Source organism: Pedobacter sp. B4-66, assembly GCF_018492665.1.
Classification (GTDB): Bacteria; Bacteroidota; Bacteroidia; order Sphingobacteriales; family Sphingobacteriaceae; genus Pedobacter.
In genome coordinates this window covers 495,954-510,441 of the sequence record NZ_JAFVME010000006.1, presented here as the reverse complement: position 1 = coordinate 510,441, position 14,488 = coordinate 495,954, and the positions used below count along the sequence as shown (strand labels likewise).

The 14,488-nt window shown below is 41.7% G+C and carries 13 protein-coding genes; all 13 read right to left on the bottom strand.

What is annotated here, in order from left to right; all coding sequences use genetic code 11:
- Window positions 1–8 precede the first annotated feature (8 nt).
- From J1905_RS13880 to J1905_RS13820, 13 genes are read right to left on the bottom strand one after another with little or no spacing between them, the layout of a single operon-like run.
- Window positions 9–1,451, bottom strand: coding sequence for an NADH-quinone oxidoreductase subunit N (locus J1905_RS13880; protein ID WP_250318095.1), 1,443 nt, complete (start codon window positions 1,449–1,451; stop codon window positions 9–11).
- Window positions 1,438–2,976 carry an NADH-quinone oxidoreductase subunit M gene (nuoM, locus tag J1905_RS13875; protein ID WP_214227871.1) on the bottom strand — a complete coding sequence of 513 codons (1,539 nt, stop codon included), beginning with the start codon at window positions 2,974–2,976 and terminating at the stop codon, window positions 1,438–1,440. Before nuoM ends, J1905_RS13880 begins: the two co-directional genes overlap by 14 nt.
- The gene (gene nuoL, locus J1905_RS13870; protein WP_214227870.1) at window positions 2,973–4,862 is read right to left on the bottom strand and encodes an NADH-quinone oxidoreductase subunit L; all 1,890 of its coding nucleotides are present in this window, start codon (window positions 4,860–4,862) and stop codon (window positions 2,973–2,975) included. Before nuoL ends, nuoM begins: the two co-directional genes overlap by 4 nt.
- A gap of 2 nt (window positions 4,863–4,864) precedes the next feature.
- Complete coding sequence (gene nuoK / locus J1905_RS13865; protein WP_214227869.1) at window positions 4,865–5,176, bottom strand: NADH-quinone oxidoreductase subunit NuoK; 312 nt, start codon at window positions 5,174–5,176, stop codon at window positions 4,865–4,867.
- Window positions 5,173–5,703: an NADH-quinone oxidoreductase subunit J gene (gene nuoJ, locus J1905_RS13860; RefSeq protein ID WP_214227868.1), complete on the bottom strand. Its 531-nt coding sequence runs from the start codon at window positions 5,701–5,703 to the stop codon at window positions 5,173–5,175. Before nuoJ ends, nuoK begins: the two co-directional genes overlap by 4 nt.
- Before the next feature lie 2 nt (window positions 5,704–5,705).
- On the bottom strand, window positions 5,706–6,221 hold the full coding sequence (gene nuoI / locus J1905_RS13855; protein WP_214227867.1) for an NADH-quinone oxidoreductase subunit NuoI: 516 nt from the start codon (window positions 6,219–6,221) through the stop codon (window positions 5,706–5,708).
- A 41-nt stretch (window positions 6,222–6,262) separates the two neighbouring features.
- Window positions 6,263–7,222 (bottom strand): NADH-quinone oxidoreductase subunit NuoH, encoded by a 960-nt coding sequence (gene nuoH, locus J1905_RS13850; RefSeq protein ID WP_214227866.1) that lies wholly within the window; start codon window positions 7,220–7,222, stop codon window positions 6,263–6,265.
- Complete coding sequence (gene nuoG, locus J1905_RS13845) at window positions 7,219–9,861, bottom strand: NADH-quinone oxidoreductase subunit NuoG (RefSeq protein WP_214227865.1); 2,643 nt, start codon at window positions 9,859–9,861, stop codon at window positions 7,219–7,221. Before nuoG ends, nuoH begins: the two co-directional genes overlap by 4 nt.
- 5 nt (window positions 9,862–9,866) lie before the next feature.
- Window positions 9,867–11,138, bottom strand: a complete 1,272-nt coding sequence (nuoF, locus tag J1905_RS13840; RefSeq protein WP_214227864.1) for an NADH-quinone oxidoreductase subunit NuoF — start codon at window positions 11,136–11,138, stop codon at window positions 9,867–9,869.
- 1 nt (window position 11,139) lies between these two features.
- Window positions 11,140–11,604, bottom strand: a complete 465-nt coding sequence (nuoE, locus tag J1905_RS13835; protein ID WP_214227863.1) for an NADH-quinone oxidoreductase subunit NuoE — start codon at window positions 11,602–11,604, stop codon at window positions 11,140–11,142.
- 12 nt (window positions 11,605–11,616) lie between these two features.
- Window positions 11,617–13,365, bottom strand: coding sequence for an NADH-quinone oxidoreductase subunit C/D (gene nuoC / locus J1905_RS13830; protein WP_214227862.1), 1,749 nt, complete (start codon window positions 13,363–13,365; stop codon window positions 11,617–11,619).
- A gap of 27 nt (window positions 13,366–13,392) precedes the next feature.
- The gene (nuoB, locus tag J1905_RS13825; protein WP_214227861.1) at window positions 13,393–14,031 is read right to left on the bottom strand and encodes an NADH-quinone oxidoreductase subunit NuoB; all 639 of its coding nucleotides are present in this window, start codon (window positions 14,029–14,031) and stop codon (window positions 13,393–13,395) included.
- Window positions 14,028–14,462 (bottom strand): NADH-quinone oxidoreductase subunit A, encoded by a 435-nt coding sequence (locus J1905_RS13820; protein WP_214227860.1) that lies wholly within the window; start codon window positions 14,460–14,462, stop codon window positions 14,028–14,030. Before J1905_RS13820 ends, nuoB begins: the two co-directional genes overlap by 4 nt.
- Between the last annotated feature and the right edge of the window lie 26 nt (window positions 14,463–14,488).

Below are 14,488 nucleotides of genomic sequence, written 5' to 3'. Positions count from 1 at the left end.
GGTATTTGTTATCTAATTTGAAAATGCTCGATAAGTTGCATCAAGCCTGATGGATAGACTCCAAACCAGATAATCAACAAAGTTAAGACACATAAAACGACGCTGCTGATGAGGTAAAAAACAGGATGTGCTAAGCTTTTCTGTGGGGAGGTATTTTGCTGTCCGGAAAACATGGTGGTGATGATTCTTAAATAATAGTATAAGCCAAAAACACTGCTAATAACTAGTATTAATGTCAGTGCCCAAAAACCGCTTTGTATACCAGTCGCCAGTATATAAAATTTACCGATAAAGCCTGCCGTGAGTGGTATTCCTGCGAGCGAAAGTAGTGCTGCACTAAAAATACAGGCCAGCACAGGGTGATCCCAAAATAAGGCTTTAAAATTGTTTATATTCTCTAAATCCTTTTCTTTGTTTGATAGTACAGTGATCACTCCAAAAGCACACAGTGTGGTTACAAAATAGGCGGCTAAATAAAAACTAATAGATTGTATGCTCATTGAGCCTCCAGGAATAAAGGCAACTAGTAAATAGCCAAGGTGAGCAATAGATGAATAGGCCAGGATCCGTTTTACATTTTTTTGCTGTAGGGCAAGCAGATTACCAATAATCATAGATGCGATAGCAATGCTTATAAACACAAACATAACCGTTTGATACCTGAAGCCATCAATAGCTATAAAAAAACGGATAAGCACAGCAAATACACCTCCTTTAGAAGCTGTAGCAATAAATGCGGTGACTGGTGTAGGCGCTCCCTGATATACATCGGCAGTCCACATATGGAATGGAACCACAGCAAGTTTAAATCCTATACCAACAAGCATTAGCCCGAAACCGGTAAGAAACAGGGGAGGTAATGAAGTGTGCGTACTCAGGCTACGGGCAATCGCTGAAAACTCCAGGGTTCCGGTTTGGAAGTATATGAGTGCCATACCAAAAAGGAGAAATGCTGAAGAGAATGCCGCTAAAATCAGGTATTTAATTCCTGCTTCAATATTGTGGTGACGACCCCGAAAATAAGCGATAAGGGCGTAAAGACCAACCGTAAGAATTTCGAGGCCTAAAAATAAAGAAGCAAAATGCTGGCTTGTTGCAAGCACACAAGCACCAAGAGTACATAGAAAAAGCAGTACGTAATATTCCTTCGGGCTTTCTTCCTTTTCTTCAAAGTAGATGTAAGAAATGATATTGACTACAAGACTGGAAAAAATAATCAGTCCCATAATGAATACCGAAAAATCATCAATTACAAGTAGGGGTTCTATACGATAAGGGAGTATTTTTTGAATAGCAAATAGAGAAGAAAAAGAGATTAAAAATAGTAAGAGGCTACTGATTTGGATGCTGCGGTGACTTAATTTTATGGCAATAAGAAGCATGATCAGCACGGAAGATCCGGCAAGTAATAGTAATGGGGTAAGCGCGAAGAAGTCGTTACTTGTCATCATTTTCTATTGTTATTGGCTTTATAGGTTGTTTATTGTTGTCATTGCCAGCAGGGAATAATTGCTCCAGTTTATTGATCATAGGTTTAGCGGTATCAATTATCAGTTGTGGAAACAGACCAAGCCATATAATTGAAATGGTTAATACTGTCATTATTGCTAATTCTCTCTTTGAAAAATCTTTAATGGACTCAGTTCTTTCTGTTGGACCTAAAAATACTTTTTGTAGAATTCTTAAGGAGTAAATGGCAGAGAAGATAAGCCCGATTGTTGCCAGTACAGTAAACCAGGCACTAGCCTTAAAGGCTCCTAGTAAAATGAGAAATTCTGCAACAAAATTTCCTAATCCTGGTAAACCTAAGGAGGCCATGGCAAGTAAGGTGGCTATAGCGCCCATTTTTGGCATCTGCAACCAAAGTCCACCCATTTGGTCAATCTCTCGGGTATGCAGGCGCTCTTTTAGCATTCCGGCAATAATAAACAATGCGCCTGTACTGATTGCATGAGCTACCAGTTGCATAACAACTCCCTGAAAAGCCAAAGCATTGAACGCAAAAATACCCAATACCACAAATCCCATATGGCTCACACTTGTATAGGCGATCAGGCGCTTAAGATCGGTTTGCGCATAGGCAAGAATAGCTCCGTAAATAATTCCAATCACCCCCAGAAACATTGCCCATGGCGCCAATTCTATTGAGGCTTCTGGAAATAAGGGAAGTACAAATCTTAATATACCATATGCCCCGGTTTTTAATAGCAATCCAGCTAAAATTAAGCTTCCAGCAGTTGGTGCTTCACTATGTGCATCGGGGAGCCAGGAATGGAAAGGAATAAGGGGTAGTTTTACTACAAAAGCAATCATAAAACCCATCATCAGCCAAAAGGCAAGCTGAGGAGAAATAGTGGTCCCCAGTAATTCGAAGTAGTTAAAAGTATAGTTTCCGCTTGTCTTACCATGAACAAAATATAGACCCAGAATAGCCAAGAACATCAACAGACCACTTGCCTGGGTGAAAATGAAAAACTTGTAGGCTGCATATTCCCGATTTTTACTTCCCCATATACCGATTAGGAAATACATAGGAATGAGCATCACTTCCCAGAAAAAGTAAAACAGAAACAAGTCCATAGCCATAAATACCCCCGATATACCAGCCAGTATCCAAAGTAAATTGAAATGATAAAAGCCAACTCGTTCTGTTATTTCTTTCCATGAACACAGTACGGCCAAAATTCCAAGAAAAAAGGCCAGTGTCAGCAATACCAGGCTGAGGCCGTCGATTGCCAAATGGAAGCTGATGCCAAAAGAAGGAATCCATTCCTGTTGAAAATCTACCAGCCATGAGTTTGATGGTTGGATGTTTACCGTGTTATAATTGTCAAACCAAAAGGATATCAGTGCAATAAAACCGATAACCAGGGTGTATAGTGAAATCCATCGGGGTAAGGTTTTGTTCCATTTCCCAACTAGGAGTGCCAATAAGCCTCCTCCCATTAATAAGCCGATGAGCCACACTAGTATCATAACATAATTTGTAAACCTAATATGATAATTGCACCTATAACAAGTCCCATAATGTACCACCTTAGAGATCCCGATTGCATTAATGATAACGACTTGTAGATGCCGACAGTTACAAAGGTGATGCCCTGATAAATTCTATCAATCACATCATTTTTGTTGATGTTGGCTATAAAAATAATGGGCCTTACAAACAGCGTATTGTATAATTTATCAAAGCCCCAGCCATCATGCCAGAAACTGTAAAGCCTCATCATAAAATCCGACTGTTTAAATTTTTGAATACGTTCAGGTTCTTTGCGCCATAATATATAAGCAGTGTATATCCCTGCAAAAGTGGCCAGGGATGCAAGAAGTTGAAATAGCAATTCTCCGCTGGCGGCAGATTTTAAAATAGTTTCAGGCAATACCTGATGCAGGAAGTCTGAAAAAAGGGTGAGCTTGCCAAAGTTATGGGGCAGTTCAATAAAGCCTGCACAAAGTGAAAAAAAAGCAAGTATGATTAATGGAATGGTCATTAACTTGTCGGGTATATGCCCAACAGCTGTTTTAGCCTCACCAAAAAAGGTGAGTATTACCATTCTTGCAGTGTAAGCAGCAGTAATGAACGCACCTAAAATAGCAATAAACCACAATAATGGAGTACCATTTTGCCCTGCCCAGGCATACCATAAAATCTGATCTTTACTGTAAAATCCGGCGCTTATTAAAGGCAAGGCTGCTAACGAGGCAGCGCCGATAAGAAAAGTCCAGAAAACCACAGGAAGTTTATTTTTAAGGCCACCCATTTTGAACATATTGTGTTCATGGTCTAGCGCCTCTATCACTGCACCTGCTGCAAGGAACAAAAGCGCTTTAAAAAAAGCATGGATCATGAAATGGAAAATAGCGGCTGTCCATGCACCCAATCCTAATGCAAGAAACATATAACCAATTTGGCTGATGGTTGAGTATGCAAGCACCCGTTTAATGTCATATTGTGTAAGTGCACTAAAACCGGCAATAAATAAGGTTGCTGCTCCAATTATGGCGACGATCAGTTGAGCCATTGGCGACAGTTGAAAAATAACGTGCATCCTTGCAATGAGGTAAACTCCCGCTGTTACCATGGTAGCTGCATGAATCAGTGCACTTACCGGAGATGGGCCAGCCATGGCATCAGGCAACCATGTTTGCAGTGGCATTTGAGCTGATTTTCCTAACCCTCCGGCTAGTAGCAAGAGGGCGGTAATGGTGGCTATTGAGGCTCCGGATTGCCATAGGGCAGGGGCTTTTGCCAGAATTTCAGGAATCAAGAGGGTGCCAAACTGGTAAAAGATTACAAAAAGTCCGATAGCCATTGCTGTATCCCCAATCCTTGTAATGATAAAGGCTTTTCTGGCAGCATAGCCATTATTTGGATTTTCATACCAAAAGCCAATAAGCAAATAGCTGCAGAGGCCAACACCTTCCCATCCCAAATATAACAGCAATAAATTATCTGCAAGAACCAGCAAGAGCATTGAAAATACAAACAGATTCATGCAAGCAAAAAAGCGCGAATAGTCTTTGTCGGTGGCCATAAAGGCGATAGAATAAATGTGTATGAGGGCTCCGATAAAGGTGATCACAAATACAAAAACAAGAGATAAAGCATCTAAGTAAAGAGTAATCTTTGGGGTAAAGCCTGCTACATCCATCCATGTCCATAAAGTTAAAGCGTAATGGCCACTTGTAGGTGGTAGCAAAAGAAAGTTGATACCAATAATAAACATCACAATAGCCGAAAGGCTTACACTTCCTGCGCCAATTATGGCCACCCAAATTAATGGCATACGTTTGCCTGCCAGTGCTAATAGAAAAAAGCCGGCAAGAGGCAAAGCAGGTATGAGCCACAATAGGTTATTCATGATTATCCTTTCATTTCTTTCAAAGTGTCAATATCCAGTGATTTATGTTGATGATAAGTCTGTAGTATTAATGCTAGCCCAATAGAAACTTCTGCAGCAGCCATTGCCAAAATAAAAATGAACATTATTTGTCCATCGGGTTGCCCCCAGTGTGATCCGGCAGCAACAAATGCAAGACCGGCAGCATTCAACATTATTTCAATGGAGAGCAGCATAAAAATGATATTCTTGCGGATAATAACTCCGACAATGCCCAATACGAAAAGTAAACCGGCCAGTAACAGAATCATTTCTATAGATACAGATGGGTTCATGATGGTTCCTCCTCTTTTAAAAATCGGTGTAATACAGTTTTTTTATGTTGCCCAATATGTGCTGCGCCTACTACGCCGGCCATTAATAACATGGCGGCCAGCTCTACGCCAATAAGATATGGCCCGAATAATGAAATGGCCACCGCTTTAGCATCCACAGTTTGTTGACTGGATGTGGTGTTGTTAGGCAGGGTGATTAGAAAAAGCAGTTCTGCTAAAAGGATGGCCGATAAGATGGTTGGTCCTGCCCAAACCTTGGGTTTGAGCCATTCTTTCTCTTGTTTTGCTGTTTCCTTGCCAAGGTTTAAAAGCATAATTACAAATATAAAAAGTACCATAATTGCACCTGCATAGATGATAATTTCAAGCAATGCTGCAAATGGTGCACCCAGCAAAAAGAAGATCACAGACAATGATAACAGAGAAATAACAAGATATAGTAAGGCATGTACAGGGTTGTGCCGGGTAACAACCATAAGGGTAGAACTTAGGGTCACAAAAGCAGTGATATAGAATATAATGTCCATTTTTAGGGTAATAAACTATGTACGTCAATAGGAGGATCTTCGTTGTGGCCTTCTCCTTTTCCTTTTACACCGGAATCCAATCCGGCAACTTTGTAATAATTGTAACCGGGGTATTTACCCTGACTATCGATTAATAAATCTTCTTTCTCATAAACCAAATCCTGACGGTTGTATTCTGCCATCTCAAAGTCGGGGATAAGCTGTATTGCGTAAGTGGGGCAGGCTTCCTCGCAGTAGCCACAAAAAATACAACGTGAGAAATTGATGCGAAAGAACTCGGGGTATCTTCGGCCATTTTCATCTTCGGTGGCTTGTAATGAAATACAATCAACCGGACAAGCGGCAGCGCATAAATAACAGCCCACACAGCGCTCACCCATATCTGGGTCTCTGGTTAAAACGATTCGTCCACGCCAACGAGGGTGCAATGACACCTTTTCCTCAGGATACTGTATCGTTTCTCTTTTTCTGAACATGTGCAGAAAAGTGAGTCCAATCGTTCTTAGCAGACTAATCATTGCTTTCGTTTTTATGTCATGATTACCACTTTAAGAGGTCATCATTTGTTCATCATCAATACAATTGCTCCGGTAATTAATAAGTTTAATAAAGCCACAGGTAATAATATTTTCCATCCATATTCCATCAGTTGATCATATCTGGGTCTTGGCAGTGAAGCCCTCAGTAAAATGAAAAACAAAATGAAAACAAAAGTTTTAAGTATAAACCAAACCAATGGAGGGAGGAATGCCGGGCCTAACCAGCCTCCAAAAAACAGCGTTACCACCATTGCCGAAATGAGGGTGATTCCCAGGTATTCGCCAATAAAGAACATCCCGAATTTCATACCCGAATATTCTGAATGGAAACCTGCCACGAGCTCACTTTCTGCTTCCGGAATATCAAAAGGAAGCCGATGTGTTTCGGCAATGCCCGCAATCATGAAAACCACAAAAGCCGTGGGTTGGGTAATGATAAACCAGCAATCTTTTTGAGCCATTACGATATCTGACAACCTGAAGGAGCCTGAGATCATCACTACTCCCATAAGGGAGAGGGCCATAAATACTTCATAACTGATCATTTGCGAAGCACCACGTAATGCTCCTAAAAGGGAGTATTTATTGTTAGACGCCCAACCACCAAGCACAATGCTGTATACACCTAAAGAGGACATGGCAAGGAAGAAAAGCAAACCGACATTCAGATCAGCGATAAGAATACCTGGTGCATAAGGGATAATTACAAAACTCATCAATACCGTGGCAGCAACAATTGCCGGGGCAATTACAAATATGGTTTTATCCGCAAATGGTGGAATCCAATCTTCTTTGAAAAACAGTTTGATGGTATCTGCAACCACAATGAACAGCCCAAAAGGACCGGCACGATTTGGGCCACATCTATTTTGCCAAACAGCCAGCATTCGTCGTTCCAGCCAGATTAGCCAGGCTGCAATTGTGGTTAAAACAAATAACACAATTACAATCATTACGATATATTGAAGTACAGTGCTCATGTTTTTCCTTTCTTTAATGTTCCTTTTGCTGGCCAGCCTATTCCGCACATTCCGGGAATGTTATATGGAATGCCAGCCAAACCATCAGGGAGTTCTTTTTTTATCCTTACCGGAAGCGTATAATTCTGATCCTGTATCTGCACTTGCAGACTTTCATTCTCTATAATATTTAAGCTTTTTGCATCCTTTTTATTGATGGCGATGTATGGTTTTGGAGCACGTTCTGCGACACCCGGAGTGTAAATGCTGAGTTCTTCCGTGCCAAAAATTTGTGGTAAAGAAAGGATCTGCCATTCCCCTGGTAATGGTGAAAAAACTGGGGGGATATGATTCATGAATATTTTTTCTAAGACAGGCATTTTTGGGAACAATCTTTTACCAGGGTCGCCACCGCGCAAAGAGCCACCCACTTCCTCTTGATACTTATTGATGGATTGTACAGAGTTCCAACCCGGTGCCCAGAAAAATGGAATTAAGGGAGCTGGAGGCATGCCTTTGTAGCCTTCCATTGTAAATGATAACGCTGAAATAGAATCTTCATGAGGTTTAGGCTCACTAACATTAATGTTCGCCAGCATAGCTGTGCGACCACTGTAACGATGTGGCTCGCGAGGTATTTTTTGTCCGAACATACGGAAATCTGCGTCTGGAGTCACAGCTTCTGCGCCTTTAAACTGAGGCATTGATGCTACCATCTCTGTCATCAAATCGTCGGGTACTTTTAGCTCTTCAGGGTTTATGCCATCTTTAAACTGCCTGAACTCGTCAAGCCACCTCCAGCTTTCTCTAAAGTTCTCATTTTTAGGACTAAATACCTGAAAGAAACGCTGTGCTCTGCCTTCATTGTTTACCATTGTACCTTCTGCTTCTGCAAAGGTGGCAACAGGTATTAATACACTTGCTTTACCGGTAGTTTCATTGTGGAGATGATCTAATACAATAACCTCTTTGCATAGGTTAAAAAGAGTGTCTATTTCTTTTTTTGCACTGCGGCGGTAAAGGTCATTTTCTAACACAATAATGGTGTTTGCTTTGCCATTTTCTATTGTTTCTTTAGCGTGCATTAAGGATGGAGCTTTCATCATCGCCAGCCCCATTGAATTGCACTCGGGTACGATAAAAGATAGACTTGCTTTTTTATCATCAGTACTCAAGGCAAAGGCAACATTTGCAGCTGCTTTAATGATTGATTCGCTTCCTAAGCTTGTTCCGCTAATAATTAATGGTTTTGTGGCTTTTTTTAAGATGCGGGCAATGCGTTTGGCAAGCTTTAAGGTATTCGCGTTAAGGTTTTCCGGTAAAGGAGCATTTTTATTAAGTGCATTGGCTATGGCATATCCTAGTCGTGCAATTTCATCAGGTGATAGGTGTGCAGCATTACTAGCCAACTCATCTAATTTAGTTTGCGTAGGATGGGCTATATACATTTCTCCTTTTTGGATTGGCTCTCTACGTACCGCCTGTCTAATGGCTAAGGCCATTAAGGGAGCTGCATTGGTTGGGTCTTCTCCAAGTATTAAAACTACATCGGCAGATTCCATTTCTTTGAGTGATGAAGAATGGACATGCCCTGTGTTTAGTATGTAGAGTATACAACGCATAAGGAGAGCTTCCATTTCTGGAATGCCTTGATAAAAATTCTCTTTTCCAACCAGTTTCCTTAGTGCAAAGTTAGCTTCAAGTGATGCCCTTGGTGAGGCGATACCGATTATTTTATCAGTAGCTAAGATGTTTTTAAGGTAATGATACAAGCTCTGTTTATCCGTCGCATCAGAGCTTTTTGAGCGTATTAATGGTTGCTGAACCCGATTGGTACTGTTTACAAATTCATAACCAAACCGTCCACGATCGCAAAGAAAATATCCGTTTACCTCCCCGTTAAAGCGGCTGGTAATTTGGCGGAGTTCTCCATACCGCTCTCCGGCAATGATATTACAACCCAGACTGCAATGTTGACAAATGGATGGAGCCGTAGTCATGTCCCATTTTCGGGTATAGTGCGCCTTTAGGGTTCTGTCAGTAAAAACCCCTGTAGGACAAATTTCAGCAAGGTTGCCACTAAATTCATTCTCCAGAATGCCATCTTCAGCTCTTCCAAAATAAACATGGTTATGAGCAGCAAATACATCCAAATCTTTTCCGCCGGCATAATCTTTATAAAAGCGGACACAGCGATAGCATTGAATACAGCGGTTCATTTCATGATTGATGAAGGGGCCGAGGTATTGGTTCTTATAGCTGCGTTTAGGGTAGTTAAAACGACGGTAGGTATGGCCCGTCATAACAGTCATGTCCTGAAGGTGACAAGCGCCTCCTTCATCACAAACAGCACAATCATGCGGGTGGTTGGTCATTAACCATTCAATCACCTGCGCACGAAAAGCTTTGGCTGTTGGGTCATCAATCGACAAATACATATTGTCTTTCACCATTTCCATGCACGACATTACCAAACGTCCTCTGGTATCGTCCTCATCTTTAAAAAGTTTAATGGCACATTGACGACAAGCACCTACAGACCCCATAGCTGGATGCCAGCAAAAATAGGGCAGGTTAAAACCTAGCGTAAGGCAGGTTTCCAGCACATTTTTGCCTGGCGTTACTTCGTAAGCTTTATGATCAATATATATGATTGCCATTTTTTTCACCTCCAGGGACATTTTTTTTCATTTATATGTTTTTCAAAGTCTTCTCTGAAATATTTTAAACCACTTTGAAGAGGCTCCATTGCTCCAGGAGCCAAAGCACAAAAAGTATTTCCAGGACCTAGATGATGTGTATGCATTTCAAGCAAGTCCAGATCCTCCATTCGGCCTTCTCCATTTTCAATGGAAAGCAAAATTCTTTCTGTCCATGGTAAGCCTTCCCTACATGGAGTGCACCATCCACAGGATTCTTGTGCAAAGAAATGTTCCAGATTATGTACAAAGCCAACCGGACAGGTGTGGTCGTCTAGAATAATCATTGTGCCAGTTCCCAGTCGGCTCCCTGCTGCGGAAACAGATTTATAATCCATTTTAACATCAAGGTGCTCTTCTACCAGAAAATCAGTAGAAGCACCTCCCGGAAGGGCACCTCTAAATTTGAAACCTTTTTTCATACCTCCCGCATGTTCTTCAATGAGTTCCCTTATAGTTGTACCCATAGGTAGTTCCCATAATCCCGGTTTATTTACCTTACCGCTAATGCCATATAGTTTTGTGCCAGCATCAGAGGTTAGACTCAATGCTTTAAACCAATCAGGCCCGTTGTTAATGATATGTGGAATGTTACTTAACGTTTCTACGTTGTTAACGATAGTGGGTTTACCAAATAAGCCACTTACTTGTGGAAAAGGCGGTTTAGCACGCGGTGTGGCTCTTTTTCCCTCTAGTGCATTTAATAAAGCCGTTTCTTCTCCGCACATGTACCTGCCAATTCCGGTATGTAAGTGCATTTCGAGGTTAAAGCGAGAGCCTAAGATGTTTTTGCCAAGGTAACCGGCAGCATAGGCTTCTGCTATCGCATGCTCAATGAGCCAGGCTGCTTTTTTATAGGCCCAGCGTAAAAAAACGTAAGAAATGTTAGCCTGTATGGCAAAGGCAGAAACAATCATACCTTCAATCAACTGGTGAGGATTGCCCTCCAGCAACATACGGTCTTTAAAAGTTCCAGGCTCCATCTCATCAGCATTTGCTATCAGGTATTTTATTTGTCCAACCTCGTTCATAGGAACAAAACTCCATTTCATCCCTGTGTTGAAACCTGCCCCTCCGCGGCCTTTAAGATCAGCCTCCTGTACCATCTTTGTAACGTCCTGTGGGGCCATAGATTTTAGCGCCTTGTGCACAGCCTGATAACCACCAACACTTACATAATCCTTTAGATTAAGTGATGTGCGGTTGAAATTGATGTGTTGGGTTAAAGGCCTTTCCATGTTATTTGTATTCTTTTAAAATATCATCTAGTTTTTCGTTTGTTAAGTCTCTATAAGTATCCTGATTGATCATTAATGTAGGGGCATGGTCACAACTGCCTAAACAGGGATTTGGTAAAAGGGTAAACCTGTAATCTGGAGTTGTTTCTCCAAATTTGATGTGTAGTAGGGTCTGCAGATGCTCATAAATTTTCTCATAGCCCATCACATAGCAGCTGATGCTATCACATAGTAAAATAATATTTCTGCCTACAGGTTTACGAAAAATAAGGTTGTAGAAAGTAGCTACACTATCCAGCTCTTCCGCAGACATTTCCATGTGCGCTGCAATGGCATGTAGACTCTCATCTGAAATCCATCCGCGATGGTGTTGCACAATTTTGAGGGCTTCAATACAGGCCGCCCTTCGCACCGGAACAAGTGCAATCTCATGATCTATACTTCTTATTTCTTCTTTTGATAACATCTTCTTTTTGTTTTATCTATCGATATCTGCGAGTACATAATCCATACTTCCTAAAATGGAGAGTAAGTCGGCAATAGTGTACCCTTTACTGATATAGGGGAGCATCTGCATGTGTGGAAATGAAGGGGTACGTATCCTGACTCTGTAAGGAGAAGTATTGCCATCACTGGTAAGGTAGTAGCTGTTCGCTCCTTTTGTAGCTTCAATACAACTCATGGTTTCACCAGAAGGAATCACGGGTCCCCAGCTTACATTTAAAAAGTGGGTAATGAGGGTTTCAATATCCTTCATCGTGTTTTTTTTAAGGGGAGGAGTAGTTAAAGGATGGTCTGATTTATAACTTCCTTCGGGCATATTTTTCAGGCATTGATCAATAATGCGGAGGCTTTGCCACATCTCATCTACTCGTACCAGAGCTCTATCATAGCAATCACCATTTTGTGAGGTTGGTATGTCAAAATCGAAGTTTTCGTAACCTGAATAAGGTTGTTTTTTTCTGAAATCCCATTCCAGTCCGCATGCGCGCAAACCGGGGCCTGTTACACCCCATTCCAAAGCTTCTTCCAAAGTGTAAATTCCAATACCTACTGTGCGGGCTTTGAAAATACTATTGCGCATCACCATCTGGTGATATTCTTTTAGCTGTTTAGGGAAGTAAGCAACAAAATGACTTACCAGTTTATCCCAGCCAATAGGTAAATCCTGAGAAACTCCACCAATTCTAAACCAGTTGGGGTGCATCCTTGCTCCGCAGATAGCCTCTACAATGTCGAATATTTTCTCCCTATCGGTAAACATGTAAAATACTGGCGAAAGCTGGCCTAAATCCTGCGCAAAAGTGCCATACCATACCAGGTGGCTTGCAATGCGGAAGAACTCACAAAGCATAACACGCATTACTTTAACGCGTTCAGGTACCGTAATTCCAGCTAGTTTTTCGACGGCTAATAGGTAAGCAAGGTTGTTCATTACCCCACCCAGATAATCCACACGATCGGTGTAGGGGATATAGGTGTGCCATGACTGACGTTCTCCCATTTTCTCTGCTCCCCGATGATGAAATCCAATATCAGGAACTGCATCCACAATGTCTTCGCCATCCAGCTGAAGAATGATACGTAACACCCCGTGTGTGCCAGGGTGTTGTGGACCAAGGTTTAGGAACATGAAGTCTGCATCTTCACTTTGTTTTTTCAGTCCCCAGTCTTCCGGATGGAATTGTAAGGCCTCTTGTTCCTGATCCTGCTTTTCATCCCATAGCTTAAAGGGACCCATTTCAGTAGCTCTGGCTGGGTGTTCCTTTCTTAAAGGATGACCTTCCCAGGTAAGTGGCATTAGTATGCGGCGCAAATGAGGATGTCCTTCGAATTTTATGCCGAACATATCATAAACTTCGCGCTCATACCAATTGGCATTTTTCCATAAGTCTGTAATGGATGGGAGAGTAGGGTAATCGCCATGTAAGGCAATCTTTAAACGGATAAAGCAGTTTCGTTGGAGTGATAATAGGTGATAAACAATAGCAAAATCGGATGCAGGAGATCCATTTTTTTTAGCACGACTGCGCTCGTCAATTGCGCAGAGGTCGTACAATAATTCAAAACGCTGAGGAATATCTTGCTTGAGGAACCTAAGCACCTTCAGTATATTTTCTTTTGCAACCCATAAAGTAGTCACCTCGTCAGCAGTAAGCTGGGGAGTGAAGAAATGAGCACCGAATTTGGCGACCAATTCGTCGGTTAAGCCTGAATCGTTGTTCATGCCTTTAGTTTTATTGGGTTGTTTTAATTAAATCTGATCAGGCGTACGAAAATTGATCATCTTTTTACGTTCCTGTCTTTTTTGTTCTTTCATTGATACTTGTTCCGGTTTGATGACTCCCTGGGGGCCAATGGCCCAGCTTAAAGGTCTTTGTTCCTTGCCAACTGAATCGGCAAGGAGCATTAGTCCTTGCATAAAGGCATCAGGCCGGGGTGGACATCCGGGTACGTAAACATCTACCGGTAAAAACTTATCTACACCTTGTACTACGCTATATATGTCGTACATGCCACCTGAGTTGGCGCAAGAGCCCATGGATATGACCCATTTTGGTTCCATCATTTGTTCATGAAGGCGCTTAATGATTGGTGCCATTTTCACAAAAACGGTTCCGGCTATTACCATCACATCGGCCTCCCGGGGAGTGCCACGTATCACTTCAGCTCCAAAACGGGCTACATCGTATTTACTGGTGAGGCTGGTGGCCATTTCAACGAAACAACAGGAAAGTCCAAAATGAAAGGGCCACATCGAGTTTTTTCTCCCCCATGCAAGTAAGCCCTGAACAGTAGTTAACATCACACTCTGACCAACAGATTCTTCAAAAGAACCAGTTCCTTTTATTGCATTTGCCGGTTCAGCCGGATTAGTGAGCCACCATTTCATGATACAGGTCTCTTTAAAGTGAATTTGTGGTAGGCCTTCAGTATTTTTTTACCATTGGGGCCAAAATCAAGAGCGCCAATGCTCCATTCATAAATTAATACTGCAACGAGTAATCCAATAAAAACACAAATACTGAGGTAGCCTGGCCAGCCTAATTCTTTAAAGGCTAAGGCCCATAGAACAATAAACACGACCTCGATATCAAAAATTACAAATATCATGGCTACCAGATAAAACTGTGCTGAAAAGCGAAGTCTTGCTGATCCTGTAGCTAATATTCCTGATTCGTATGGTTGGCCGGTGGCCCTATCTTTACGTCGCTGACCTAAAAAAAAGGAAAGTGAAATAATGAGAGTCAATAAGAGCACAACAAAAACTCCGTAAACAAGAAACGGCCACAATAGGGTGTTTGGTGTACTTGATGAGTTCATAACTTACCTTACTATAAATAACAACC

Excerpts from the sequence above, each read along its gene's own strand:
- nuoC (WP_214227862.1), bottom strand. The coding sequence starts at position 13,365 with ATGAACAACGATTCAGGCTTAACCGACGAATTGGTCGCCAAATTCGGT.
- J1905_RS13880 (WP_250318095.1), bottom strand. The coding sequence starts at position 1,451 with ATGATGACAAGTAACGACTTCTTCGCGCTTACCCCATTACTATTACTT.
- J1905_RS13820 (WP_214227860.1), bottom strand. The coding sequence starts at position 14,462 with ATGAACTCATCAAGTACACCAAACACCCTATTGTGGCCGTTTCTTGTT.
- nuoE (WP_214227863.1), bottom strand. The coding sequence starts at position 11,604 with ATGTTATCAAAAGAAGAAATAAGAAGTATAGATCATGAGATTGCACTT.
- nuoI (WP_214227867.1), bottom strand. The coding sequence starts at position 6,221 with ATGATTAGTCTGCTAAGAACGATTGGACTCACTTTTCTGCACATGTTC.
- nuoF (WP_214227864.1), bottom strand. The coding sequence starts at position 11,138 with ATGGAAAGGCCTTTAACCCAACACATCAATTTCAACCGCACATCACTT.
- nuoM (WP_214227871.1), bottom strand. The coding sequence starts at position 2,976 with ATGATACTAGTGTGGCTCATCGGCTTATTAATGGGAGGAGGCTTATTG.
- nuoB (WP_214227861.1), bottom strand. The coding sequence starts at position 14,031 with ATGAAATGGTGGCTCACTAATCCGGCTGAACCGGCAAATGCAATAAAA.
- nuoK (WP_214227869.1), bottom strand. The coding sequence starts at position 5,176 with ATGAACCCATCTGTATCTATAGAAATGATTCTGTTACTGGCCGGTTTA.
- nuoJ (WP_214227868.1), bottom strand. The coding sequence starts at position 5,703 with ATGGACATTATATTCTATATCACTGCTTTTGTGACCCTAAGTTCTACC.
- nuoL (WP_214227870.1), bottom strand. The coding sequence starts at position 4,862 with ATGAATAACCTATTGTGGCTCATACCTGCTTTGCCTCTTGCCGGCTTT.
- nuoG (WP_214227865.1), bottom strand. The coding sequence starts at position 9,861 with ATGGCAATCATATATATTGATCATAAAGCTTACGAAGTAACGCCAGGC.
- nuoH (WP_214227866.1), bottom strand. The coding sequence starts at position 7,222 with ATGAGCACTGTACTTCAATATATCGTAATGATTGTAATTGTGTTATTT.